The sequence below is a fragment of the Pseudarthrobacter cremeus genome (assembly GCF_051857465.1).
Taxonomy (GTDB): Bacteria; Actinomycetota; Actinomycetes; order Actinomycetales; family Micrococcaceae; genus Arthrobacter.
Window position 1 is genome coordinate 326,680 of record NZ_JBPZHC010000003.1, and the last position, 21,962, is coordinate 348,641.

At 65.9% G+C, this 21,962-nt stretch carries 21 protein-coding genes and 1 pseudogene; 13 read left to right on the plus strand and 9 right to left on the minus strand.

What is annotated here, in order from left to right:
- The first annotated feature begins 54 nt into the window (after positions 1-54).
- A pseudogene (locus ACS5PJ_RS08115) lies at positions 55-1,384 on the plus strand (PucR family transcriptional regulator).
- On the opposite strand, the gene ACS5PJ_RS08120 reads toward ACS5PJ_RS08115, so the two are convergent.
- Positions 1,381-1,830: a helix-turn-helix domain-containing protein gene (locus ACS5PJ_RS08120; protein ID WP_439434402.1), complete on the minus strand. Its 450-nt coding sequence runs from the start codon at positions 1,828-1,830 to the stop codon at positions 1,381-1,383. The pseudogene ACS5PJ_RS08115 and the gene ACS5PJ_RS08120 overlap by 4 nt on opposite strands.
- 49 nt (positions 1,831-1,879) lie before the next feature.
- On the opposite strand from ACS5PJ_RS08120, the gene ACS5PJ_RS08125 reads away from it, so the two are divergent.
- A complete protein-coding gene (locus ACS5PJ_RS08125) occupies positions 1,880-2,662 on the plus strand; it encodes an alpha/beta fold hydrolase (protein ID WP_439434403.1) in 783 nt (260 codons plus the stop codon).
- A 49-nt stretch (positions 2,663-2,711) separates the two neighbouring features.
- On the opposite strand, the gene ACS5PJ_RS08130 is transcribed toward ACS5PJ_RS08125, so the two are convergent.
- Together ACS5PJ_RS08130 and ptsP are read right to left on the minus strand one after the other, a co-directional pair.
- Positions 2,712-2,990 carry an HPr family phosphocarrier protein gene (locus ACS5PJ_RS08130; protein WP_439434404.1) on the minus strand — a complete coding sequence of 93 codons (279 nt, stop codon included), beginning with the start codon at positions 2,988-2,990 and terminating at the stop codon, positions 2,712-2,714.
- A gap of 44 nt (positions 2,991-3,034) precedes the next feature.
- On the minus strand, positions 3,035-4,720 hold the full coding sequence (ptsP, locus tag ACS5PJ_RS08135) for a phosphoenolpyruvate--protein phosphotransferase (protein WP_439434405.1): 1,686 nt from the start codon (positions 4,718-4,720) through the stop codon (positions 3,035-3,037).
- Between the two features lie 159 nt (positions 4,721-4,879).
- Here ptsP and ACS5PJ_RS08140 point away from each other — a divergent pair, with 159 nt between their 5' ends.
- From ACS5PJ_RS08140 to ACS5PJ_RS08155, 4 genes are all read left to right on the plus strand, one after another.
- Entirely contained in the window at positions 4,880-5,605 is a 726-nt protein-coding gene (locus ACS5PJ_RS08140) for a TetR/AcrR family transcriptional regulator (RefSeq protein ID WP_439434406.1), read from the plus strand.
- Positions 5,606-5,655: 50 nt separating this feature from the next.
- Positions 5,656-7,716, plus strand: coding sequence for a PTS mannitol transporter subunit IICBA (locus ACS5PJ_RS08145; RefSeq protein ID WP_439434407.1), 2,061 nt, complete (start codon positions 5,656-5,658; stop codon positions 7,714-7,716).
- A complete protein-coding gene (locus tag ACS5PJ_RS08150) occupies positions 7,716-8,879 on the plus strand; it encodes a mannitol-1-phosphate 5-dehydrogenase (RefSeq protein ID WP_439434408.1) in 1,164 nt (387 codons plus the stop codon). The genes ACS5PJ_RS08145 and ACS5PJ_RS08150 overlap by 1 nt, the downstream gene beginning before the upstream one ends.
- 260 nt (positions 8,880-9,139) lie before the next feature.
- Complete coding sequence (locus ACS5PJ_RS08155; protein WP_439434409.1) at positions 9,140-9,658, plus strand: GNAT family N-acetyltransferase; 519 nt, start codon at positions 9,140-9,142, stop codon at positions 9,656-9,658.
- A gap of 80 nt (positions 9,659-9,738) precedes the next feature.
- On the opposite strand, the gene ACS5PJ_RS08160 is transcribed toward ACS5PJ_RS08155, so the two are convergent.
- The 3 genes from ACS5PJ_RS08160 to rraA all read right to left on the minus strand — a co-directional run bounded on the left by ACS5PJ_RS08160 (position 9,739) and on the right by rraA (position 13,638).
- Positions 9,739-11,175 (minus strand): sugar porter family MFS transporter, encoded by a 1,437-nt coding sequence (locus ACS5PJ_RS08160; protein WP_439434410.1) that lies wholly within the window; start codon positions 11,173-11,175, stop codon positions 9,739-9,741.
- A gap of 201 nt (positions 11,176-11,376) precedes the next feature.
- The gene (locus tag ACS5PJ_RS08165; protein ID WP_439434411.1) at positions 11,377-13,026 is read right to left on the minus strand and encodes an MDR family MFS transporter; all 1,650 of its coding nucleotides are present in this window, start codon (positions 13,024-13,026) and stop codon (positions 11,377-11,379) included.
- Between the two features lie 114 nt (positions 13,027-13,140).
- Positions 13,141-13,638 (minus strand): ribonuclease E activity regulator RraA, encoded by a 498-nt coding sequence (gene rraA / locus ACS5PJ_RS08170; RefSeq protein WP_439434412.1) that lies wholly within the window; start codon positions 13,636-13,638, stop codon positions 13,141-13,143.
- 141 nt (positions 13,639-13,779) lie between these two features.
- On the opposite strand from rraA, the gene ACS5PJ_RS08175 reads away from it, so the two are divergent.
- The 6 genes from ACS5PJ_RS08175 to ACS5PJ_RS08200 all read left to right on the plus strand — a co-directional run bounded on the left by ACS5PJ_RS08175 (position 13,780) and on the right by ACS5PJ_RS08200 (position 19,411).
- Positions 13,780-15,066, plus strand: coding sequence for an MFS transporter (locus tag ACS5PJ_RS08175; protein WP_439434413.1), 1,287 nt, complete (start codon positions 13,780-13,782; stop codon positions 15,064-15,066).
- Positions 15,067-15,169: 103 nt separating this feature from the next.
- The gene (locus ACS5PJ_RS08180) at positions 15,170-15,778 is read left to right on the plus strand and encodes a TetR/AcrR family transcriptional regulator (RefSeq protein WP_439434414.1); all 609 of its coding nucleotides are present in this window, start codon (positions 15,170-15,172) and stop codon (positions 15,776-15,778) included.
- 289 nt (positions 15,779-16,067) lie between these two features.
- Positions 16,068-17,267, plus strand: coding sequence for an NAD(P)-dependent malic enzyme (locus tag ACS5PJ_RS08185; protein ID WP_439434415.1), 1,200 nt, complete (start codon positions 16,068-16,070; stop codon positions 17,265-17,267).
- 194 nt (positions 17,268-17,461) lie between these two features.
- Entirely contained in the window at positions 17,462-17,962 is a 501-nt protein-coding gene (locus ACS5PJ_RS08190; RefSeq protein ID WP_439434416.1) for a DUF456 domain-containing protein, read from the plus strand.
- Positions 17,963-17,971: 9 nt separating this feature from the next.
- Positions 17,972-18,937: a hypothetical protein gene (locus ACS5PJ_RS08195; protein ID WP_439434417.1), complete on the plus strand. Its 966-nt coding sequence runs from the start codon at positions 17,972-17,974 to the stop codon at positions 18,935-18,937.
- A gap of 114 nt (positions 18,938-19,051) precedes the next feature.
- Positions 19,052-19,411 carry a nuclear transport factor 2 family protein gene (locus tag ACS5PJ_RS08200; protein ID WP_439434418.1) on the plus strand — a complete coding sequence of 120 codons (360 nt, stop codon included), beginning with the start codon at positions 19,052-19,054 and terminating at the stop codon, positions 19,409-19,411.
- Positions 19,412-19,424: 13 nt separating this feature from the next.
- Here ACS5PJ_RS08200 and ACS5PJ_RS08205 read toward each other — a convergent pair whose 3' ends face one another.
- Entirely contained in the window at positions 19,425-20,078 is a 654-nt protein-coding gene (locus ACS5PJ_RS08205) for a LysE family translocator (RefSeq protein ID WP_439434419.1), read from the minus strand.
- A gap of 104 nt (positions 20,079-20,182) precedes the next feature.
- Here ACS5PJ_RS08205 and ACS5PJ_RS08210 point away from each other — a divergent pair, with 104 nt between their 5' ends.
- Complete coding sequence (locus tag ACS5PJ_RS08210) at positions 20,183-20,638, plus strand: Lrp/AsnC family transcriptional regulator (protein ID WP_439434420.1); 456 nt, start codon at positions 20,183-20,185, stop codon at positions 20,636-20,638.
- A 29-nt stretch (positions 20,639-20,667) separates the two neighbouring features.
- On the opposite strand, the gene ACS5PJ_RS08215 is transcribed toward ACS5PJ_RS08210, so the two are convergent.
- Both ACS5PJ_RS08215 and ACS5PJ_RS08220 read right to left on the minus strand, forming a co-directional pair.
- Complete coding sequence (locus tag ACS5PJ_RS08215) at positions 20,668-21,327, minus strand: hypothetical protein (protein WP_439434421.1); 660 nt, start codon at positions 21,325-21,327, stop codon at positions 20,668-20,670.
- A 76-nt stretch (positions 21,328-21,403) separates the two neighbouring features.
- Positions 21,404-21,874 (minus strand): Lrp/AsnC family transcriptional regulator, encoded by a 471-nt coding sequence (locus ACS5PJ_RS08220; protein WP_439434491.1) that lies wholly within the window; start codon positions 21,872-21,874, stop codon positions 21,404-21,406.
- Between the last annotated feature and the right edge of the window lie 88 nt (positions 21,875-21,962).

The window sequence follows — 21,962 nt, forward strand, 5'->3', positions numbered from 1 at the left end:
GGTTGTGACTCAGCTGACACGAAAGCGGGAGGACCGCGGGACTGGACCGGCGTCATTCCGGGGTTTTTAGACCGCGCGACTCGACATTTGTTGAGCGTGGAAGCGTCAGGTGTCGCCTCGTGTCCGTTCGCCGAAGGGACACGCGTAGCAGTAGTGTTGCCCCATGCAGCAGCAGGATGTGGAACAGCTTGTGGAGCAGGTGGCGGGGAAGCTTGGACGCGGACTTTCGCTGGAAGATCTGGATGGCCTGCTGCTCGCCTACAGCTCCAACCAGGCCCACGCGGACAAGGTCCGGGTCAACTTCCTGTTGAGCAAAAGGGTGCCCGCTGATGTCAGCGCCTGGCAGCTCTCGCACGGGATTGCCACGGCGGTCCGCCCGTTGGCGATCCCCGCCAACCCGGACCTTGGAATGCTGGGCCGGATCTGCGTTCCGCTGATGGTCCGGGGATTCCGCGTGGGCTACCTGTGGGTGCAGCAGGACTCGGAGGACGAGAATCCAGCGGCAATCCTTGCCCAGCTGCCGGATGTGGGCCGTGAGATCGAGCAGCTTTCAGGCCTGCTGCTCGAATCCAATACTGCCGAATCCGAATTCAGGCGCGGCCGGGAACGGGAGTTTTTGGCCGCCTGTTCGGGGGAGGCCAACGCCCTGGCAGCTGTAGCCGGTTGGAAGGAAATCCAGGGCAAGGGCCCGTGGCAGGTGGTGACGGTGCTCGACGCCGACGGCTGGGCCGGCGGCCCTGACCCCATCGCCTCCACGCTGATCCACCGCTCCGCGGCCCTGCAGGCCACCATCGGCGTTGACCTGGTGCTGTTCAGTGCAGGAACCGAAACCCATTCGGTGGTGCTGTTCCGCGAGTCCGTGGGGCGCGCCAACCACGCCCAGGTACTGGTCCATTACCAGCTGGAGCTGGCCAAGCGCTCCGGGCGGCCGGTGCACCGCATCATCCTGGGCATCAGCGAGGGATTCGCCAAACCCCGTGAGCTTGCCGAAGCCTACCGGCAGTCCCGGCTGGCCGCCCAGGCGGCGGCGGTGGATCCCCAACTGGGCGAACTGGTGGACTGCCGGGCCACTGGGATCTACCAGTTACTCGGCTCGGCCGGGGGAGGTGCCAGTGCCTGGGCTGACTCGGGCTCCGTCTACGTCCGGATGCTGGAGGACCACGACCGCAACGGTGAGCTCCTCCCGGTGCTGGAACTCATCTACGACAACGACGGCTCCATCCAGGACGTTGCCACCAAACTCCACCTGCACCGAAGCAGCATCTACAACAGACTGGGCAGGATCCGCCAGCTCCTGGGGGCGGACCCGCTCCGGGGTATGCCGCGGCTGGAGCTGCACGCCGCGCTGAAGATGCGGCGCTGGGCCATGCGGCCGCGCATTTAGCTGCTACCTGCAGCCTGACCGGGTTGTTCAATTGCCGCCTCTACGCCGGCTCCCTGGGTGGTCCCGCCGTTCTGCTGTTCGCTCTTCTTCTGCTCGTCCAGCCAGGCCAGGATGGCAGCAAGCCTGATCCGGCGGTGCGTGCCGCGGTATTCCACCGGAATCTCGCCGCGGTCGGTCATGTTCCGAAGGTACGTATGGGAAATCCCGGCCAGTTCCGCGGCCTGGGATGTCGTGAGCATCTCCTCGACGCTGCTGACGGTCACCGCTTCGCCGCGGCTGAACCGGCTGAGGAGATCGACGACGGCGTCCCTCGCCTGGGGCGTCAGACGGTGGACCGTGCCGTCCACAAACACCGTAATGTCGTTGCCGCCTTCCAGCGCCCGCCGAAGTTTCCCTGCGTCCTCGGCCGGAAGGCCGGCGGTCATCCTGGGAGCTATCAGTGCCATCCCAACAGCCTAGCCCCGGATCCCTTGCGGACGGCGGTATGCTCACTGGGTGAAACTCAGCGGGGGCCAAGCCATTGAATTCGGCGGATTGACCGGCCGGCTGTACGCCTCGGTTGCGGCAGCCGGGGGCTCTCCGCGCCCCGTGTACGTTCTCCTGCATGGAATCGGGGTCTCGCACCGCTACCTTACGCGGTTGCACCACGAGCTGGCCCCAACCGCCGACGTTTACACCTTTGACCTCCCGGGCTTCGGCGACTCCCCGAGGCCCGGCCGCCAGGTGCCGGTGGGTGAGTATGCGGCCTTCGTCCACAGGGCGCTTTCCGACGCCGGCGTGGCATCGTGCGTGGTGATCGGCCATTCCATGGGAACCCAGCATGCCGTTGAACTGGCATTGCAGCAGCCTGAGCTGGTGGCCGGCGTGGTGCTGATGGGTCCCGTGGTGGACGGCCACCGCAAATCAGTGGCCCGGCAGGCGCTGGCGCTGACCCGTGATGCCATGTTCAGCGAGAGCTTGTCCTCGAACGCCCTTGTGTTCTCGGACTACTTCCGCGCCGGACCCCGCTGGTACCTGACTGAGCTGCCGGTGATGATGGAATATCCCATCGAAGCAAGGGTCCAGGGAATCGGCCAGCCTGTACTGGTGATGCGTGGCGGCAAGGATCCTGTGGCCACCCGCGGATGGTGTGAACGGCTCGCGGGTCAGGCCGTCCAGGGCGGCCTGACCGAAATTCCCGGGCACGGGCACGTCTTTCAGCACACCTCGCCGGGCCCCGCCGCCGCCGCGATCACGGCCTGGGTGCGGGCCGTCGACGGGTTCGGCGTCACCGCCTGAGCGCAGCCCCCAAGCTGCGGCCCGACGTCGCGCTTTACCCAGCCGGGCGTTAGACGGCGTCGAGGTCTGTCTCCAGCAGCTTGACCAACGAGTCCAAGGCCGCGTCGGCGCCGTCACCCTCGGCCCGGAGCACCACAACGTCTCCCTTTTCAGCTCCCAGTGTCATCAGCGACAGGATGCTCGATGCGTCCAGCGCCTCATCCGCGGGCTCTCCCGGCTTGGCAATGGTGACTTCCACTCCGACCTCGCCGGCAGCTTCTGCAAACAGCGCGGCCGGGCGTGCGTGCAGGCCGGAGCGGCTGGCGATGGTGGCGGTGCGTTCGAGCATGGTTCCTCCTGGTGGGGTATTGGGCGGTGGTAAGAAAGGCGTGGCTAGAGGCCGAGTTCCTCGAGGATGGGCAGCTTTTCCCGCACCCAGGCGCGGGCCTCGGTGGCACTGGGCGCAGACAGCGCGAGCTTGGCCAACTCCTGCGCCTCGGCGAGGGTGACGGTCTTGAGGACGGCGGCCACAGCAGCGAGCGACCGCGCCGTCATGGACAGCGTGCTGACCCCCAGGCCGGTAAGCACGACGGCGAGGGCCGGGTCCGCGGCCGCCTCACCGCAGACGCCCACGGGTTTATTGTGGCCCTCCGCCCGGGAGCCCTCCACTGTCAGGCCCACCAGGCGCAGCACCGCCGGTTGCCACGGGGTGTTCAGGTTGGCGAGCGGGCCGAGCTGGCGGTCGGCGGCCATGGCGTACTGCGTGAGGTCGTTGGTGCCCAGGCTCGCGAAACCCACTTCGCGGAGGATCGCTTCGGCGGTCAGCGCCGCGGACGGAACCTCCACCATCACGCCGGGCGTCTTGATCCCGGCGTCGGCGCACATGGATGCGAAGCGGGCAGCCTCTTCGGCCGTGGAGATCATCGGGGCCATCACCCAGACATCAGCCTGGGAGGCCTTCTCCGCCAGCGCGATGGCTTCCAGCTGGCGGTCCAGGACGCCCGGCGTGGTGAAGTCGGTACGGTAGCCGCGGACGCCCAGCGCGGGGTTGGGTTCGGTGGAGTCGGTCAGGAACGGGAGCGGCTTGTCGGCGCCGGCGTCCAGGGTACGCAGGACCACCTTTTTGCCCGGGAAGGCATCAAACACGCTCTGGTACGCCGCGGCCTGTTCTTCCACGGTGGGCTCGGTGTCCCGTTCCAGGAAGCAGAATTCGGTGCGGAACAGTCCAACGCCTTGGGCGCCAAGTTTCGCGGCCGCCTCGGCGTCCTTGCCGCCGCCAACGTTGGCGAGGAGAGGCACCAGGTGGCCATCCGCCGTCGTGCCCGTTCCGCTGAATTCGGCGAGCAGGGAAGCGGTGGCCGCCCATGCTTCCGCTGCCGCACGCAGCGATTCGTCGGGCTCGGCGGTGATGGTGCCGGCAGCGCCGTCCACATAGACTTCCGTGCCGTCCTTCAGTTCGTCCACGCCGACGGCCGCCACGACCGCCGGCAGGCCAAGGGAGCGGGCGATGATGGCCGTGTGGGACTGGGGGCCGCCGCCCGCCGTCACGAGTGCCAGCACCTTGTTCGGGTCCAGGGTGGCGGTGTCTGCCGGTGCCAGGTCCTCGGCCACCAGGACGAACGGCGTGTTGGAGGCGGGGATGCCGGGCGCGGGCACGCCGCGCAGCTCGGCGACGATCCGTGCCCGTACGTCCAGGACGTCGGTGGCGCGTTCGGCCATATAGCCGCCGAGGTTGTGGAGCATTTCCGAAACGGAGGAACCGGACTCCCAGATGGCGCGTTCGGCGGAGGTGCCGCGGGCCACGAGCTTGGCCGCACCCTTGATGAGCATGGTGTCCTTGGCCATCAGTGCTGTGGCTTCCAGGACTGCCTTGCCGTCACCGGTCGCGAGGATGGCACGGTTCTTGAGCTCATCGTGCACGGCCTGGGAGGCGGTCTTGAGGGCGGCTGTCGCATCCTCGGCGGTGACTCCGGCGGGCAGCTGTTCGCCTGCGGGGGGCTCGCTGATCGGTTTGGGCATTTGGCGGATGGTTCCGATGATGCGGCCGGGGCTGACGCCTACTCCTGGGAAGGTCTGCACTGAGTTCCTCGTTCTCTTCCGATAGCCAGGCCCGCCAAGGTTGTCCCGGCGCCATGCCGGGGCCGCCGCAACTACTCTGTGCAACAGCGGAAACGCGCCTGAAAAAATTGTATGTGATTCAGTTCATATAGCAATGCTATAGGTGATAGGGTAGCGGCTATGAGTTTGGATGGCCAGCTTCCCCCCAAAATGCGGCTGCTGCGAGCGGCTGCAGAGTTGCTGGCGAATTCCGCGGGAGCATCCGTTTCCACCCGTCAGATCACGCAGCTGGCGGGTGTCACGGCGCCCACGCTGTACCACCACTTCGGTGACAAGGAAGGCCTTTTCGACGCCGTCGTCGCCGCAGGTTTTGAGGAATATGTTGCGGGCGAGAGGGACTTCGCCCCGTCCGGGGATCCGATGGTGGATATCCGGCGGATGTGGGACAACCACGTCCAGTTCGGGCTCAACCAGCCAGAGTTGTATTTGGTGATGTTCGGCAATATCCGCCCCGAAAGCCGCCCCGCCATCGTTGCAGATGCTGAGGCGCTGATGGAGGAGATGCTGAACAAAGCCGCAATGGCGGGCCTGCTCAATGTCCAGCCGCGTGAAGCGGCCAGGTCCATCCTGGCCGCCAACGTGGGTGTGACACTGATGCTCATCGCGGAACCCGCCGCCGAACGCAACCTTGAACTGTCCACCATGACCCGGGACGCGATGATCTTTGCGGTGTCCTCCGAGCAGGCCACCGGGGCCGTCGCGGAAGACTCCGGGAAATCCTCGGTGGTGGTGGCAGCGATTGCCTTGAACGCCGCACTTCAGGCGTCGCATTCAGACCAGCTCTCGAGCTCGGAACTCAAGCTTTTCCTCGAATGGCTCCACCGGATCTCCAACAGCTCGTCGTAAATATCGGACCCAGCCCTGCGCAGCCGCAGGAATGACGGTTAGGAAATCACATGGCAACAGAGACAGTTGCAAAACCCCGCACCAGCCTGCGGGTCGGCGTCCAGAAATTCGGGACGTTCCTGTCCGGAATGATCATGCCCAACATCGGCGCGTTTATCGCCTGGGGCATCATCACGGCCTTCTTCATCCCGGCAGGCTTCACTCCCAATGAGATGTTGGCCAAGCTCGTCGGGCCAATGATCTCCTACCTCCTCCCGCTCCTGATCGGTTACACCGGTGGCCGGATGGTCCACGGCGTTCGCGGCGGTGTTGTCGGGGCGGTCGCAACCATGGGGGTGATTGTCGGAACCAACATCCCCATGTTCATCGGTGCCATGATCCTGGGTCCGCTGACGGCCTGGATCATGAAGAAGCTGGATAAGGTCTGGGAAGGCCGGGTCAAGCCGGGCTTTGAGATGCTGATCGACAACTTCTCCGCCGGCATTGTTTCCGCCGCAATGGCCATCGTGGGCATGCTGGTGATCGGCCCGGTGGTGACGGCCTTCAGCGATGGCGCCAAGACCGTGGTTGAATGGCTGGTCAATAACGGCCTGCTGCCTTTCACCAGCATCTTCATTGAACCGGCAAAAGTCCTGTTCCTGAACAACGCCGTGAATCACGGCATCCTGACTCCCCTCGGCACACAGCAGGCACTGGAAAACGGCAAGTCCGTCCTGTTCCTGCTCGAAGCCAACCCCGGCCCCGGCGTGGGCGTCCTGCTGGCGTACGCGATCTTCGGCAAGGGCCTGGCCAAGGCGTCAGCGCCCGGTGCCGCCCTGATCCAGTTCGTCGGCGGCATCCACGAAATCTATTTCCCGTTCGTGCTGATGAAGCCCGTCATCATCCTCGCCTCGATCGCCGGCGGCATCACGGGTATCTTCACGCTGGTGGTCACCGGCGCCGGCCTGCGTTCCCCTGCAGCACCGGGCAGCATCCTCGCCGTTTTCGCCGCAACCGCCAGCGACAGCTACTTCGGCGTGGCACTGTCCGTGCTGCTCGCCGCGACGGTGTCGTTCCTGATTGCCTCGGTGATCCTGAAAGCCAGCAAGACCCCCGTGGGTGAAACGGAGGAGGACAGCCTCAGTGCCGCCACCTCCAAGATGGAATCCCTCAAGGGCAAGAAGAGCTCCGTTTCCTCCGCCCTGACCGGAGCCGGCGGTTCCGGAGTGGGAACGGCCGTCCTCGCCGGACCCGTCCGGAACATCGTCTTCGCCTGCGACGCCGGCATGGGATCCAGTGCCATGGGAGCCTCCGTGCTGCGGAACAAGATCAAGGCTGCCGGCTTCCCGGACGTCAAGGTCACCAACTCCGCCATCGCCAACCTCAGCGATACCTACGACATTGTGATCACGCACCAGGACCTCACCGAACGCGCCAAGCCGGCCACGGCCAGCGCCGCGCATTTCTCTGTGGACAACTTCATGAACAGCCCGCGGTACGACGAGATCGTTGAGCTGGTCAAGGAAAGCAACAAGGCGGGAACCACGGAAACAACGGCCGACGCCGGTGCTGGCGCCGGGACCGCCGCGGGCGCTGGTGCTGCTGGTGCTGCTGGTGCTGCCGCCGCCGCTGCCGCTGCCGGACACGGCGCGCACGTGGCCGATGCCCCGGTTGACGCAGAACCAGCCGCCGTCCCGCCGTCGGACATCCTGGTGCCCGACAGCGTGATCCTCAACGGCAGGGCAACCACTCGCGATGCCGCCATCGACGAAGCCGGCCGGCTCCTGCTGGCACGCGGTGCCGTGGATGAGGCTTACATCGCCGCAATGCACGAGCGCGAGGAATCCGTTTCCACGTACATGGGCAGCTTCCTGGCAATCCCGCACGGCACCAACGCCGCCAAGGACCACATCATGAAGTCCGCGGTGTCCGTCATCCGGTACCCGGAGGGAATCGACTGGAACGGCAAGCAGGTCAAGTTCGTGGTGGGTGTGGCCGGTGTGAACAACGAGCACCTGCACATCCTGTCCTCCATCGCCAAGGTGTTCACCAACAAGGCCCAGGTGGCCCAGCTGGAAGCCGCGACTTCCGTGGATGAGGTCCTGGAGCTGTTCGGCAAGGTGAACGCATAGTGAAGGCCGTACATTTCGGAGCAGGCAACATCGGCCGCGGATTCGTGGGGCTGCTGCTGCACAACGCGGGCTATGAGCTGGTGTTCGCGGATGTCGCGGACGCCCTCATTGACCAGCTGGCGGCGGCGGACAGCTACAAGGTCCACGAGGTGGGGGAGCACCCCACCGTGCGGACCGTGGACGGTTTCCGCGCGCTGAACTCCGGCACCCAGGAAGCTGAGCTGGTGCGGGAAATCGCGACGGCGGATATCGTCACCACCGCCGTGGGCCCTCACATCCTGAAGTTCGTGGCGCCCGCCATCACCAAGGGCATTGCGGCGCGGGAAACGTCGCTTCCGCCGCTGCAGGTCCTGGCCTGCGAGAACGCCATCAACGCCACGGACATCCTGCGGGCCGAAGTGGCCGGCCTCTGGGACGACGCCGCCGGGTCGCTGGACTCGCTGGCAGTGTTTGCGAACACCGCCGTGGACCGGATCGTACCCAACCAGGAGCCGGGCCAGGGCCTGGACGTCACGGTGGAAACGTTCTACGAGTGGGTCATCGACCGTACCCCGTTTGGCGGCACGCCGCCGTCGATCCCGGGCGCAACCTTCGTGGACGACCTCTCGCCCTACATCGAGCGGAAGCTGTTCACGGTCAACACGGGGCACGCCTCCGCGGCCTACTTCGGCTTCGAAGCAGGCCTGGAGAAGATCTCCGAGGCCATGGCGGACCAGGATGTGGCAGAGGACGTCCGGGCGGTCCTCGAGGAAACCAAGCAGCTGCTGGTGGCCAAGCACGGCTTCAGCAACGACGAGCAGGAAGCCTACGTCCAGAAGATCCTGGTCCGGTTTTCCAACCCGCACCTGCCAGACACGGTGAACCGGGTGGGCCGCGCCCCGCTGCGGAAGCTGAGCCGGCATGAGCGGTTCATCGGCCCGGCTGCGGAGCTGGCTGAGCGCGGGATCGTGCCGGAGGCGCTCCTGGGCGCCATCGCCGCGGCCCTGCGCTTCAACGACCCAGCCGACGCGGAGGCCACGGAGCTTGCGCAGATCCTGGCGTCGTCATCCGCCGCGGAGGCCACCGAACGGATCACCGGCCTGGCACCGGACCATCCGCTTTTCAGCGCCGTCTCCACACTGGTGGAGGAGCGCCAGCAGGAGGGGGCCAAAGCCCCGGCCTAACCGCAACCCCAGCCCCAGGACGCTCTCTCACTTCCTGCAGCTTTTTCAGGAACCCTCTGGCAGATCCTGTGGGGTTTTGGGGAACGCTCCCGCACCAGGTACGACGCCGGCACTCACCGTGAGTGCCGGCGTCGTGCTGTGTCGGTCGCCGGCCTGAGAAATGAAACACTGCTTCCGGGACGCCATCAGGGCCGGAAGACATCCTGGAGTCCGGTCCCCCGGGTCCGGGGGCGCCCACGCCGCTGTGGAATGCTGGTGTGGTGATCCTGAACCAAGAGTCTCCACCTTTGCTGACTGCCGACGTCGACGGCGGGACGTTCCGGCTCCGCCGCGCCTTGCGCACCGATCTCCCCGTCATCGTGCAGCTGCTCGCGGACGATTCGATGGGTGCAGCGCGGGAACACGCCGGGGACATGGTGCCCTATGAGCGCGCTTTTGCAGCGATCGACGCCGACCCGTCCCATTTGCTCGTGGTGGGGGAGTTGGTGCCGGCCGGGGCCGTCGCTGGTCCTGTGGTTGCGACTTTCCAGCTGAGCTTCCTGCCCGGCATGTCACGCCAGGGATCGTGGCGCTCGCAGATCGAGGGCGTGCGGGTGGCGGGCAGCCTTCGTGGGAAGGGCATCGGTAACCTCATGGTGCAGTGGGCCATTGGCGAGTCCCGGCGCCGCGGCTGCACGCTCATGCAGTTGACCACCCACAAAGCACGGACGGCCGCGCACCGGTTCTACGAGCGCCTTGGCTTTGACGCCAGCCATGAGGGCATGAAGCTAACGCTGTAGTGCCAGAGCGTTGCCCGGATGGGTGCAGGAAGTGCCAGAGCGTTGCCCGGATGGGTGCAGGAAGTGCCGGAGCGTTGGGGTCAGACGGCGGAGCCTTTGCGGACAAACAGTGTATCGGCCTGCTCCAGGGACATGCCGTTGGTCTCCGGCACCTTGAACATCACAAAGAAGAATGAGGCTGCGGCGAACAGTGCGTACATGGCATAGGTCAGCGGCAGCGAGGCGGCGGCCATGACAGGGAAGCTGAGTGTGATGGCAAAGTTGGCCACCCACTGCGCGGCTGCTGCCACGCCCAGGGCACGTGCACGGATACGCGACGGGAAGATCTCGCCGAGCAGGACCCACACCAGGGGCCCCCAGGAGGCGCCAAAGCTGACCACAAATACGTTCGCGGCCACCAGGGCAACCGGACCCCAGGCGCCCGGAAGGGAGATCTCCGAGCCGGTTCCCACGGCGGAGGAGAACGCCAGTGCCATGGTGCCCAGGGAGACGGCCATGCCGATGGATCCGGCCAGGAGGATGGGGCGGCGGCCGATCCGGTCCACCAGGGCGATGGCCACGAGGGTCACCAGGATGTTGGTGATGGAGGTTGCCACCGAGATGGTGAGGGAGTCCTTCTCCTGGAAGCCGACAGCCTTCCACAGCGTGGTGGAGTAGTAGAAGATCACGTTGATGCCCACGAACTGCTGGAGGACCGAGAGGATGATGCCCACCCAGACCACGGCCTGCAGCCCGAAGGTCTTGCCCCGGAGCGAGCCCTTCTGGCCGGCCAGCTTGTCCTCCTCGATCGCGTCCTGGATCTCGCGGATGTGCCGGTCGGTTTCCTCGGAGGGGGCGATGGAATCGAAGACCTTCCGGGCTTCGTCTTCCTTGCCTTGGAAGACCAGGAAGCGCGGAGATTCGGGCAGTGTGTACGCGATCCAGCCGTAGACCACGGCCGGGACCGCAGCGGCGAGGAACATCCACCGCCAGGCTTCCATGCCCAGCCAGAACGCCTGGTCCGCACCGCCGGCGCTGGTGGCGAAGAGGGCATCGGACAGGAGCGCGGCGAAGATACCGGTGGTGATGGCGAGCTGCTGCAGCGAGGCCAGCCTGCCGCGGACCTGCCGCGGCGAAATCTCGGAAATGTAGGCCGGGGCGATTACCGATGCCAGGCCGATGCCCAGGCCGCCCACGAGGCGCCAGAAGATCAGGTCCCAGACGCCGAAAGCGAAGCCCGTTCCGATGGCGCTGACCAGGAACAGCAGTGCGCCGATCTTCATGGCAGGGATGCGGCCGTAGCGGTCTGCCACCTTGCCGGCGAGGAAGGCGCCTGCGGCACAGCCCAGCAAGGCGACGGCAACGGCAAATCCCGTGACCGCCTCGGAGAGGGCAAACTCATCCTTGATGGCATCCACCGCCCCGTTGACCACCGATGAGTCGAAGCCGAACAGGAAGCCGCCCACCGCCCCTGCAAGCGCCAGCCAGATCACCCGCTGCGGAACCTTGGCGGTTGTCTGCTCCTTGGCGGTGGACATGGTGCTCCCTGCGTTTGGGGTTGTGTGGATGCGGGTGCGGACGTCGTCGGCTGCGGTACCGGACCCAGTGCCCGGCGCACACGCGCTAAACAGTGTGGCACGTCACCGCCCGCGGTTCCACTTGCAGTTCCGCCCGCAGGCCCGGAAGCCGACGACGGCGGGGGCGCACCGCCGTCGTCGTCCTCAGTGCACTGTGCGGCGTCAGTGGACGGCGGCAGGCTCCTTGGCCACGTTCGGATCGGTCAGCTTCTTCTTCGGCAGCGCCAGGCTGATGAGGAACGCGACGCCGGTGAGGACCGCTGCGGTGAGCATCACGGCGTCGATCGCGTAGGCGAAGCCCTCCGTGATGGGCCGCGTCAGCACACTGTTGGCGGAGTGCAGCCAACTGGTGTCGTTGAGCGAATCGTTCGAGGCGCCGTTCTGGAAGAACTCATAGAGCTTGGCGTTGGCGGGGTCCGCGGCCACGGCGGGGTCCTTCAGGACGGCCTGGTAGGCGGTGCTCTCCACAGCGGACTTCATGGTTTCCGCGATCCGGCTGGCGGCGAGGCTAAACAGCATGGAGATGAACACCGCCGTGCCCACCGCGCCGCCCATGGAGCGGAAGAACGCCGCGGAGGAGGTGCCCACGCCCATGTCCTTGGGCGGCACGGAGGTCTGCATCGCCAGCGTGAGCGGCTGCATGCAGAAACCCAGCCCCATGCCGAAGAACACCGCAATCACGCCGGGGACCCACAAGCCCGTGTCCACACCCAGGGACAGGCCCATCACGAGCGCGGCGGCGGTCAGGATTGCCGTGCCCAGGATCGGGAAGATCCGGTACGTTCCCGAGGCCGAGATGGTGCGACCGGCGGTGATGGAACCGGTCAGGATGCCCACGGTGAACGTGATCATCATCAGGCCGGCCTCGGTGGGCGTGAGCCCCTTGACCAGCTGCAGGTACATCGGGAGCATGGCGATGGCCCCGAACATGCCGATGCCGATGATGAAGTTCAACAGCGAGGACAGGCCAAAGGTCGTGTTCCGGAAGAGCCGGAGCGGGATCAGGGCGTAGTCGCCGGCTCGTTTTTCGGCCAGCAGGAACCAGGCGATGCCCGCAACGCCCAGCCCGTAGCAGAGGAACGAGTTCAGGGAGGCCCAGCCCCAGCTGCGGCCCTGTTCAGCCACCAGCAGCAGCGGGACGATGGCCAGCGTGATGGCGGCGGCGCCGAAGTAGTCGATCTTCTGCTTCACGTGCTTGGCCGGCAGGTGCAGGTAGAGGAACACCACGGTCAGCGCGGCGAGGCCGATGGGCAGGTTGATGAAGAAGACCCAGCGCCAGCCGTCAAAGCCCAGGATGTTGGCTGATCCGGCAAACGCTCCGCCCACCACGGGCCCGAGCACCGAAGAGATGCCGAACACCGACATGAAATAGCCCTGGTACTTGGCCCGGTCCTTCAGGGACACGATGTCGCCGATGATGGTCAGAGCGAGGGCCAGCAGGCCACCGGCGCCCAGGCCCTGGACACCGCGGGCGAGTGCCAGTTCAGTCATCGAGTGCACGGAGCCGGCGTAGAGCGAGCCCACCAGGAAAATCGCGATGGCGATCAGGTACAGCGGGCGTCGGCCGAAGATGTCGCTCAGCTTCCCGTACAGCGGTGTGCTGACGGTGGAGGTAATGAGGTAGGCGGTGGTGGCCCAGGCCTGGAGGGAGAGCCCGTCGAGGTCGTTGGCGATGGTGTAAATGGAGGTGGAAACGATGGTCTGGTCCAGGGATGCCAGGAACATGCCCAGCATGAGCCCCACCATCACGGTGACGATCTGACGCTGGGTCAGGGTTTCGCCGGCGGCACGCGCGGCTGTGGTTTTGGACATGGGTGCTCCAACGAAGAAAAAGGGATCAAGCCTGTTAGTTGCTTTCGGTAACTATATTACTTCCCGATTTGTTCCTGACGCCGAGGGTTTTCTCGTCCAGGGGCGGCCGCAGCGTCAGCGCTGGACCAGTATCCCGTCCGGATCGCACCAGACACTGACACCGGGACGGAAGGTCACGCCGTCGATCACCACATCCACATCAACCTCGCCGGCGCCGTCTTTGGCGCTCTTGCGCGGGTTGCTGCCCAGTGCCTTGACCCCCAGATCCAGGCGCGCGATCGCCTCACGGTCACGGATTGCCCCGTTGATGACGACGCCGGCCCAGCCGTTTTCCACGGCGCTCTCGGCAATCATGTCCCCCATCAGGGCAGTGCCCAGGGAGCCGCCGCCGTCCACCACCAGCACGGCGCCGGCGCCGGGGGTTGCAAGGGTGGACTTCACCAGAGCATTGTCCTGGAAGCAGCGGATGGTCCGCACCGGTCCGCTGAAATGCGAGCGGCCGCCCAAGGTCTGGAACTGGAGCGAAACCGACGCCAGTTCATCGCCGCGCTCATCGTAGAGGTCGGCCGTGTTAATGGCGGTAGCAGGCGAGCTGTTTGCTGATGCGGCCATGAGGTTCTCCTTGGGTCCGGAAAGCGGAGTCTATACAGGGCAGGTGTCCATAAGGCGCAGGTCCTCGGCGCATGACACGCTGCGGTGATGCCCACGATAGTCTGATTTTCAGAATCGCCAACCGTTCCAGGGGGAACCAGCATGAGCCTGTCCGAAACACCGGCGGCACCGGATTCCGGCGCTGCGGCGGCACGTTCGACGGCGGCGCTCGCCGAACCGACCCAAAAGGTCACCGCGCGCTGGGTGACCGGTCTGGTGCTGGTCAACGTCGGCATCAATGCCGCCTTCTTCGGGCCCATCAATGTGTTTATCGGCCAGCAGGCCATCAGTATCGATGCCGGCAGCAAGGAAGCCATCCTGTCCCTGGTGACCGGCTGCGGCGCCGCGGTGTCGCTGGTGGCCAATCCGCTCTTCGGGGCCCTGTCCGACCGGACGGTCTCCGGATTCGGCCGGCGCGCCCCATGGGTCCTGGCCGGTGCCATCCTTGCCACTGCTGCGCTGCTGGCCATGTCCGGGGCCACTGCTGTGGCCCTGATGGTCCTGTTCTGGAGCCTGGTCCAGCTGGGCGCCAACGCCGCGTACGCCGCCATCACGGCTGCCGTTCCGGACCGGGTTCCGGTGCTGCAGCGCGGCGGGGTGGGCGGCCTCGCAGCCATGGGCCAGACCCTGGGAATCCTGCTTGGCGCAGTTTTTGGCGCGGTGGTCTCCGGGAACTACATGGTGGGGTACACCATGTGCGCGGCCGCCCTGTTGTTTTCGGTGCTGCCGTATCTTTTCCACCGGAATGATCCGCCGCTGCCAAGGGAGGCCCGGCCGCCGTTCGAGTGGAGGGGTTTCCTGCGGGGATTCTGGATCAGCCCGGCCCGCCACCCCGACTTCGCGTGGGCATGGCTCACCCGCTTCCTGGTCAACGTGGGCAACCAGCTGACCATCGTGTACCTGCTCTTTTTCCTCCGGGACGTCATCAAGCATGAGGACCCGGCCCTTGGCGTACTGATCCTCACGGGGATCTATGCGGTGATGGTGATGGTCACGGCGGTGCTGGCCGGACCCTGGAGCGACAGGGTGGGGAAACGAAAGCCCTTTGTCATCGGTTCCTCGGCCACCATAGCCATGGCCGGCCTGATCATGGCTTTCTTCCCTGTCTGGCCTGGCGCGCTCGTGGGCGCGGGCATCCTGGGAATCGGGTTCGGGGCCTACCTTGCGGTGGACTTCGCGCTGCTGACCCAGGTGCTCCCGCAGGCCGCGGACCGGGGTAAGGACATGGGGGTCATCAACGTTGCCAACTCCCTTCCCCAGGTCTTCGCCCCGCTCATCGCCTTCATTTCCCTGCAGTTCCTGGGCGGGTACGTCACCCTATTCATCACAGCGGCCACTATCGGCCTGCTCGGCGCCGTGTTCGTCGTGAAAATCAAAGGAGTTGACTGAATGCGCCACTGAGGGGTGGCGTATAGTTGGGGCCGACTGCAGGCGGTATGGGATGGGGGCGCTCCCGGCTGCTGCACCGTAAAAACACAACACCGGAATGCTGATGCCTGAGACCGTTTCCGTTTATCCGTCCATGGCCGACCGGCCAGCCACTCCCCGCCAGAGGCTGCGCTATGCCCGCATCCTGGAGTCCGCGGCCGGGTTTGCCCGCCAGGGGCTCGACTCTGTGGAACTGTCAGTAATAGCGGAAAAGGCCGATTTGCCGCTGGGCACGCTCCACCGCTACTTTCCCTCCGCCACCCACCTGATGCTCTCGCTGTACCGCCAGCAACTGGACGAGCTGCAGGCACGCACGCAGACTTCAGCATCCCGCTTCCGCGGCCGGGCGCTGACCGGTGTGGTGATGGAAATCTTCCACATGCGGGTCATGCAGCCCGCCGTCGAGCAGTGCCTGCGCCGCGGTGTCTACCTCGAAGAGAGGGACACCACGGCGCTCCTGCGGGAGATCGATGCCCTGAGTGAAAAGGCGGTTTCGGTGGCCTCCGACGACGCCGCGGCGGCTCGGGTGCTCCTGCTGACAGTCACTGGTCTGGTCCAGTCCGTCCGCAACCGCCGGTTGTCGCTCTTCGAAGCCGAAGAAGACCTCAAAAAGGCGTGCACCCTGCTGGCTCCGGCCCCGAAGGCGGCCGATACGGCCCGCCGAACGGCGTAACCGGTCTAGACCAATAAAGCCTTAAATGCGCTTTTTGACGTGATTTGGGTCACAAAAAAGCCTGCTTTTGCCCTTTTTGGGCCTGCCTGGACCCTTGACGTCCATTTCGCCCTACCCATCCTGATTATCATTGCAGGACCGGAGTGGCTGGCAACCAGCATCTGCAAGTACTTCACACCGGGCCCGCCACCTCTGGGCCCACGAAGCGCCGATTTCCCTCACCTTGAGCCTCCCTGCGCTTGAGCCTTTCCGCGCCGTGCGCCCACGGCTAGCCCCAGGAGACAACGAAGTGTCCATAGACGCAATCGCACCCACCGACAATTCCGCCGCCACGGCCCTGACCGAAGCGGAGATCTTTGACCCCCACCAGGGTGGCAAGCTCTCCATCACCAGCACCGTCCCGCTGGCCAACAAGCGCGATCTTTCCATCGCTTACACCCCGGGGGTGGCCGAAGTCAGCCGCGCCATCCACAACAATCCGGAACTCGCCCGTACCCTCACCTGGGCACAGCGCCTGGTTGTTGTGGTCAGCGACGGCACCGCGGTGCTGGGCCTGGGCAACATCGGGGCTAGCGCCTCGCTCCCCGTCATGGAGGGCAAGTCCGCCCTGTTCAAGACCTTCGGCGAACTGGATTCCATTCCCCTGGTCCTGAACACCACCAACGTGGACGAGATCGTGGAAACCCTGGTCCGGCTCCGCCCCAGCTTCGGCGCCGTCAACCTTGAAGACATCTCGGCGCCGCGCTGCTTCGAGCTGGAAGAGAAGCTCATCGAGGCACTGGACTGCCCGGTCATGCACGATGACCAGCACGGCACCGCCGTGGTTGCCCTCGCCGCCCTGACGAACGCCGCCAAGGTCACCGGCCGCGGACTGGAAACCCTGAAGGTGGTTGTTTCCGGTGCCGGTGCCGCCGGCATCGCCGTCGCCGAAATCCTGCTCACCGCAGGCATCGGCGATGTGGTGCTGCTCGATTCCAAGGGCGTCATCAACAAGGAGCGCGCGGACATTGCCGCCGATCCGCAGAGCAAGAAGTCCCAGATGGCCAACCGCAGCAACCCGCGCGGAATCGCCGGCGGCCCCGGCGAGGCATTGCTCGGTGCCGACGTGTTCATCGGGGTTTCGTCCTCCAAGCTCGCCGAGGACCACCTCAAGCTCATGAACGCCAACTCCATCGTGTTCGCCCTCTCCAACCCGGACCCCGAAGTCCTGCCCGAGGTCGCGTCCAAGTACGCAGCAGTTGTAGCCACTGGCCGCAGCGATTTCCCCAACCAGATCAACAACGTCCTGGCCTTCCCGGGGATTTTCCGTGGCGCGCTGGATGCCGGCGCCCGCCGGATCACGCCCGCCATGAAGCTCGCCGCGGCGCGTGCCATCGCGGAACTCGCCGAAGCGGACCTGTCCGCGGACTACATCGTGCCCAGCCCGCTTGATCCCCGCGTTGCCCCTGCGGTGACGGCGGCCGTCGCCGCAGCCGTGGTAGCTGAGTAGCCGCAGCGCCCAGAAACTCAACCAGCCACAACGCCCGACGGCGGTGCCTCCTCACGGGGGCGCCGCCGTGAGGAGGCACCGCCGTCGGGCGTTAATCCGGGGCCGTTAACCCGGGGCGTTGACCCGGGGCGTTAACCGGGACGTCAATCCAACTGTGCCCGGACCAGCCGCGCAGCCGCCCTAAGCTGAGTGTCATGAACTCCGAAACCGTTGTGACCATCCTGTGCGGCCTGGCGATCCTGGTCGGTGTGGCGGGCACCATCATCCCCGTACTGCCAGGCAGCTTCCTGATCGGGCTCAGCCTGCTGGCGTGGGCGATCTGGGGTGGCGCCGGAGCCGCCGGCTGGGTGGTCTTCGCCGTGGGGATGGTGTTTGTGCTCGCCGGTATGGCGGCCAGCGCGGTGCTGACGGGACGGAAGCTGAAGCAGCACAGCATTCCGAACCGCAGCGTGGTGATCGGCCTGGTGGCAGGTGTGGCCGGGATGTTCGTCATCCCGGTGGTGGGGCTTTTCGTGGGGTTCGCCGCCGGCCTGCTGCTCAGCGAATTCCTCCGCACCCGGAACATCGGCACAGCCGCTTGGACCAGCTGGGCCGCCCTGAAGGCCACCGGGCTGGGCATGCTGGCGGAGTTCGGGCTGGCGTGCCTGGCGGCGAGCACCTGGGTCATCGGGCTCTGGGTCGCGGCGGCCACGTAGCATGGAACTATGACCGCGGGGGATGCAAAAGGACCGATCTACCGGGATACGCGCGACCTGACGCCGTTCGGCCACACTCACCTGCAGACGCCGGTCCGTGAGCTCGCGGGGACGGTGGGCGGGCTGATTCACGGTGTTCTGGGCGGCCGGGATGCGGCCCTGATCGCGGTGGACGGCGAGGTCCCCAGGCTCAAGCGGATGCCGGCCAAGCCGGCCAAAGCGGTGCACGACGCCATCTTCAACAGCAAGGAACCAGAGCGGCTCATCACCCTGGGCCGCACCTACCCCGGCTGGGCAGGGCTCTGCTCCGTCATGGCCGGCCTCCTCGCCTACCAGCACGGCGGCTACCTGCGTGCCTCCGAGCTGCTCCAGCGCGGCCTGTCCATCAGGAATGACGACGACGCCAACATCTACGCGGCCACCTACCTCACCCGGGTGGTCACCCGCGTCGAGGTCGCCGAACGCATCTATGTTCCGGTTCTGTTCAGCCAGGAGTCTGTCTTCCTGGCGCTCTCCCATTCACTGAGGGAAACCGGGCAGCTGGATGCCGCGCTGCAAACGGTGTCCCGCCTGCCGCCGTCGCTGCCTTCAGCGCTGGCGCGTTGTGCGCTGGCGTTTTCCCTGGGGCGGGACAAGGAAGTGGTGATCTGGACCGAGGGCCTGACGAACTCCGATGACCTCTCGGCGGCGCTGCTGCTGCTCCGGGGCCGAGCGCTGCGGCGGCTCGGGGCGCACGCCAAAGCACACGAGACGCTGAAGGAGGTGCTCCGGCGTCGCAAGACCGATCTGGTGCTCCGCAACGATGCCCTGACCGACCGCGCCCTGCTGGTGCTGGACAACGGCCGCAAATCCCTCAACCCGCGGGACTGGCTGCGGGGCAGGCCCGCGGAGCTCGAGACCTTCGAAGTCATCCGGAAGGACATCGATGAGCGCCGGTTGTGGGAGCAGGAGTGGGAGCAGCTGGACGGGAAGTGACCATCCCGGCCGGCCGAGGCAGCCAGCCCTTTGCAGCTGATCCAGCCGGCCGGCCTGCCCGCTGACCTGCCCGCCGGTCTTGTGGAGCCAACCGCCCGGGGGTACAACGGAGGCATGAGCGACGCAGTGAATTCCTGGATGGCAAAGTACATCGCGGCGTGGACCACCAATGAGCCAGAGGATATCCGCGCACTCTTCACCGAGGAAGCCGTCTACGAAACCCGGCCGCATGACGGGGATCCCTGGCGCGGGCGCGAACAGATCGTGGACCGGTGGCTGGAGGCCCGCGATGAGCCCGGGGACTGGATCTTTGACTGGAACCTGCTGGGGACGGACGGCGCCCTGGCTTTTGTGCAGGGATTTACGGACTACCTGGGTGACCGGCCCAGCTATGACAACCTGTGGGTGATCCGCCTGGAGCCGGACGGGCGGGCATCGGCTCTCACTGAATGGTTTATGGAACGCAAGGCCTGAAACCCCGGTGTCTTCAGGCCGTGTGGAATAAGCCGGCCACCAGCGGGAGAAGCTGCTCGGACAAAAGCACCACCCCGAGCAGCACCATGATGATTCCGCTGGCCAGGGTGACTGTCCGTGCAGCGCCCGGGCGGGACTGCAGGAGTGTGCGGGCCAGCAGCGCCACGCAGGTGTAGACGGCTCCGGCGAGCAGGACAAAGGTCAGCCCCAGCAGGCCGGACTGGACCGGCACCGGGAGGCCGGCGTCCGGGCTGACGAACTGCGGCACCAGCGCCACGTAAAAGAGGAGCCCCTTGGGGTTGATGCCGCTGGTCCCCATGCCCTGGAGGAAGGTCCGCAGCTGGTTGGCGGGCTTCCCGACGGCGTCTGCCGCGGTGAAGGATGCGCCGCGCCATGAGCGGAGGGTGCTGATGCCCAGCCAGAGGAGGTAACCCGCCCCGGCCACGGTCAGCCAGCCCAGGACGCCGGGCAGGCCGGTCAGCAGTGCCGCGAGTCCGGCCACCAGCAGCACGGTGTGCAGGACGTACCCGCCGCAAAGCCCTGCAACTGCGGGGACGAAGCTGCGCTGCCGGAGACCGGCGGTGATGGAGTAGGCCCAGTCGACGCCGGGGGTGCAGGCGAGGGCGACAGCCACCAGCACAAAGGCGAAAAACAGCTGGGGGTTCATGGTTGGCTCCTGTCCGATGGCTACAGGACAAACCATATTGATTTCGCGGGCATAAGTGCTTACCTTTTTCGCTGGATTTACCGCGTACTTGGTAAGATTCTTGCGTGATTGACCACATTGACAGAAATATCTTGCGCCATCTTAAAGAGGATGGCCGAATGACTGCCACGGCTTTGGCCGCGAAGGTGGGGCTGACCGTTGCGCCATGCCACCGCAGGCTGCGCGATCTGGAGGCGTCGGGCGTGATCCGCGGCTACCGGGCGGACATCGACCCCGCCGCCGTCGGCCTGGGCTTTGAGGCGATCGTGTTTGTCACCCTTCGCCAGGTGGACCGCTCCACCATGGAGATCTTTGAGAACCGGGTGGCGGACAATCCCAACGTCGTCGAAGCCCAGAGGCTCTTCGGCTCGCCGGACTACCTCCTCAAGGTGATAGCCGAGGACCTGCCGGCCTACCAGCGGTTTTACGACGCCGAGCTCACGTCACTGCCCGGCGTCGAGCGGCTGACGTCCACGCTGGTGATGAAGAACCTCAAGTCCAACGCCGGCCCGCCGGTCTAGGGAGCCGCGTTGGCGGAGATTGCGTGGGCTCAGTCCACCGCCGAGACGTGGACGATGATCACCTGCGTCTCCTTGCCGCCGTCGTACCGCAGGTCATAGTTGACCTCCAGGCCTGTGGAGTTTCCGGGCGTAATGGAGAAGTCGCTCTTGCGGGCCACGTCCTTCTCGGCGGAGGAGATCCACCGTTCGGCGGAGGCGCCATCGATCCCGTACCGCACCACACCGTCGCGGATGAGTTCGAAATACTCCGCGGGCGAGCCTGCCGTGAGGAAATATGTCACCTCACTGAAGTCGGGCTGGGTGTTCACGGTCTTGAACCGGATCCGGTCAGTGTCGGCCGTGATCTCGCCGGCGGGGGCAACGATCGTGAGGGTGATCTTCCCCGAGTCCCTGGTGCTGATCTCTGGACCGTAGCTGTCCGCCGCGACGCCCACCGCAGCCTTCTCCAGCCGCCCCGAACTCATGTCCAGCCGTGCTGTCCTGGATTCGCGGATCTCAGCCACTCCGGCCGCGTCAAGAGTTGAGAAGCCTGACGGATTTACGGCGCTCCCTTGAGAGGTTGGCTCGGTGGACGTGCCACTGATCCGGCAGCCCGCGAGGGCCAGGGCCGCGGTTACCGCAAACAGTACGACGACGGCCGCCGGCTTGAGGCCGGATGTTGTGCGTCGGCCTGAAAAGTTACCCGCCATGCTTCCCCCTGATTTGATTCCCGTGCCAGCCTAGCTTGATGGTCACCGGCCGGCGATGGGGAGGGCTCCCCGCAGTTCAGTCCCGGAGCAGGCCGGAGGTGCGGTAGGGGATGACCTCTCGCAGGAACATGCTGGTGGACGTCCGCACAATTCCCGGGCAGAGCCTGATCTCCTCGGAAACGCGGTAAAGATCGTCGGGGCTCGTGGCCACCACCCGGATGAGCAGGTCGGTATCGCCGGCGGGCGCGTGGCATTCGAGGACTTCGGGAATTTCGCGGAGGGCAGCGATCGCTTCATTGAGGTGGCTCTGGTCCAGTTCGGCGCTGACTGCGGCAGCTACCCCGCGGCCGAGCGCGGAAGGCAGCACCCGGCTGCTGTTGGGGCGCAGGAAGCCCGACGCCGTCATCCGCTCGAGGCGCGCCTGCACCGTTCCGCGCGCCAGGCCGAGCCGCTGGGCCAGGACCATGACCGGCACGCGGGGGTCCTCATCAAGGGCGAGGAGGATCCGGCGGTCGGTTGCGTCGAGGTGCTGCTGCAATCTGATCAGTTCCTGTCGGTAGTTTCGGTGTTTGATTGATCAGACTGATCAATCAAAAGAAGCTCTGTTGTGCCAACTGTAAGTTCTCTGGTCAAAT

Coding starts and splice junctions, on each gene's coding strand:
- ACS5PJ_RS08120 (WP_439434402.1), bottom strand. CDS start 1,830: ATGGCACTGATAGCTCCCAGGATGACCGCCGGCCTTCCGGCCGAGGAC.
- ACS5PJ_RS08130 (WP_439434404.1), bottom strand. CDS start 2,990: ATGCTCGAACGCACCGCCACCATCGCCAGCCGCTCCGGCCTGCACGCA.
- ACS5PJ_RS08140 (WP_439434406.1), top strand. CDS start 4,880: ATGAGTTTGGATGGCCAGCTTCCCCCCAAAATGCGGCTGCTGCGAGCG.
- ACS5PJ_RS08145 (WP_439434407.1), top strand. CDS start 5,656: ATGGCAACAGAGACAGTTGCAAAACCCCGCACCAGCCTGCGGGTCGGC.
- ACS5PJ_RS08160 (WP_439434410.1), bottom strand. CDS start 11,175: ATGTCCACCGCCAAGGAGCAGACAACCGCCAAGGTTCCGCAGCGGGTG.
- ACS5PJ_RS08165 (WP_439434411.1), bottom strand. CDS start 13,026: ATGTCCAAAACCACAGCCGCGCGTGCCGCCGGCGAAACCCTGACCCAG.
- rraA (WP_439434412.1), bottom strand. CDS start 13,638: ATGGCCGCATCAGCAAACAGCTCGCCTGCTACCGCCATTAACACGGCC.
- ACS5PJ_RS08175 (WP_439434413.1), top strand. CDS start 13,780: ATGAGCCTGTCCGAAACACCGGCGGCACCGGATTCCGGCGCTGCGGCG.
- ACS5PJ_RS08180 (WP_439434414.1), top strand. CDS start 15,170: ATGCCTGAGACCGTTTCCGTTTATCCGTCCATGGCCGACCGGCCAGCC.
- ACS5PJ_RS08190 (WP_439434416.1), top strand. CDS start 17,462: ATGAACTCCGAAACCGTTGTGACCATCCTGTGCGGCCTGGCGATCCTG.
- ACS5PJ_RS08195 (WP_439434417.1), top strand. CDS start 17,972: ATGACCGCGGGGGATGCAAAAGGACCGATCTACCGGGATACGCGCGAC.
- ACS5PJ_RS08200 (WP_439434418.1), top strand. CDS start 19,052: ATGAGCGACGCAGTGAATTCCTGGATGGCAAAGTACATCGCGGCGTGG.
- ACS5PJ_RS08205 (WP_439434419.1), bottom strand. CDS start 20,078: ATGAACCCCCAGCTGTTTTTCGCCTTTGTGCTGGTGGCTGTCGCCCTC.
- ACS5PJ_RS08215 (WP_439434421.1), bottom strand. CDS start 21,327: ATGGCGGGTAACTTTTCAGGCCGACGCACAACATCCGGCCTCAAGCCG.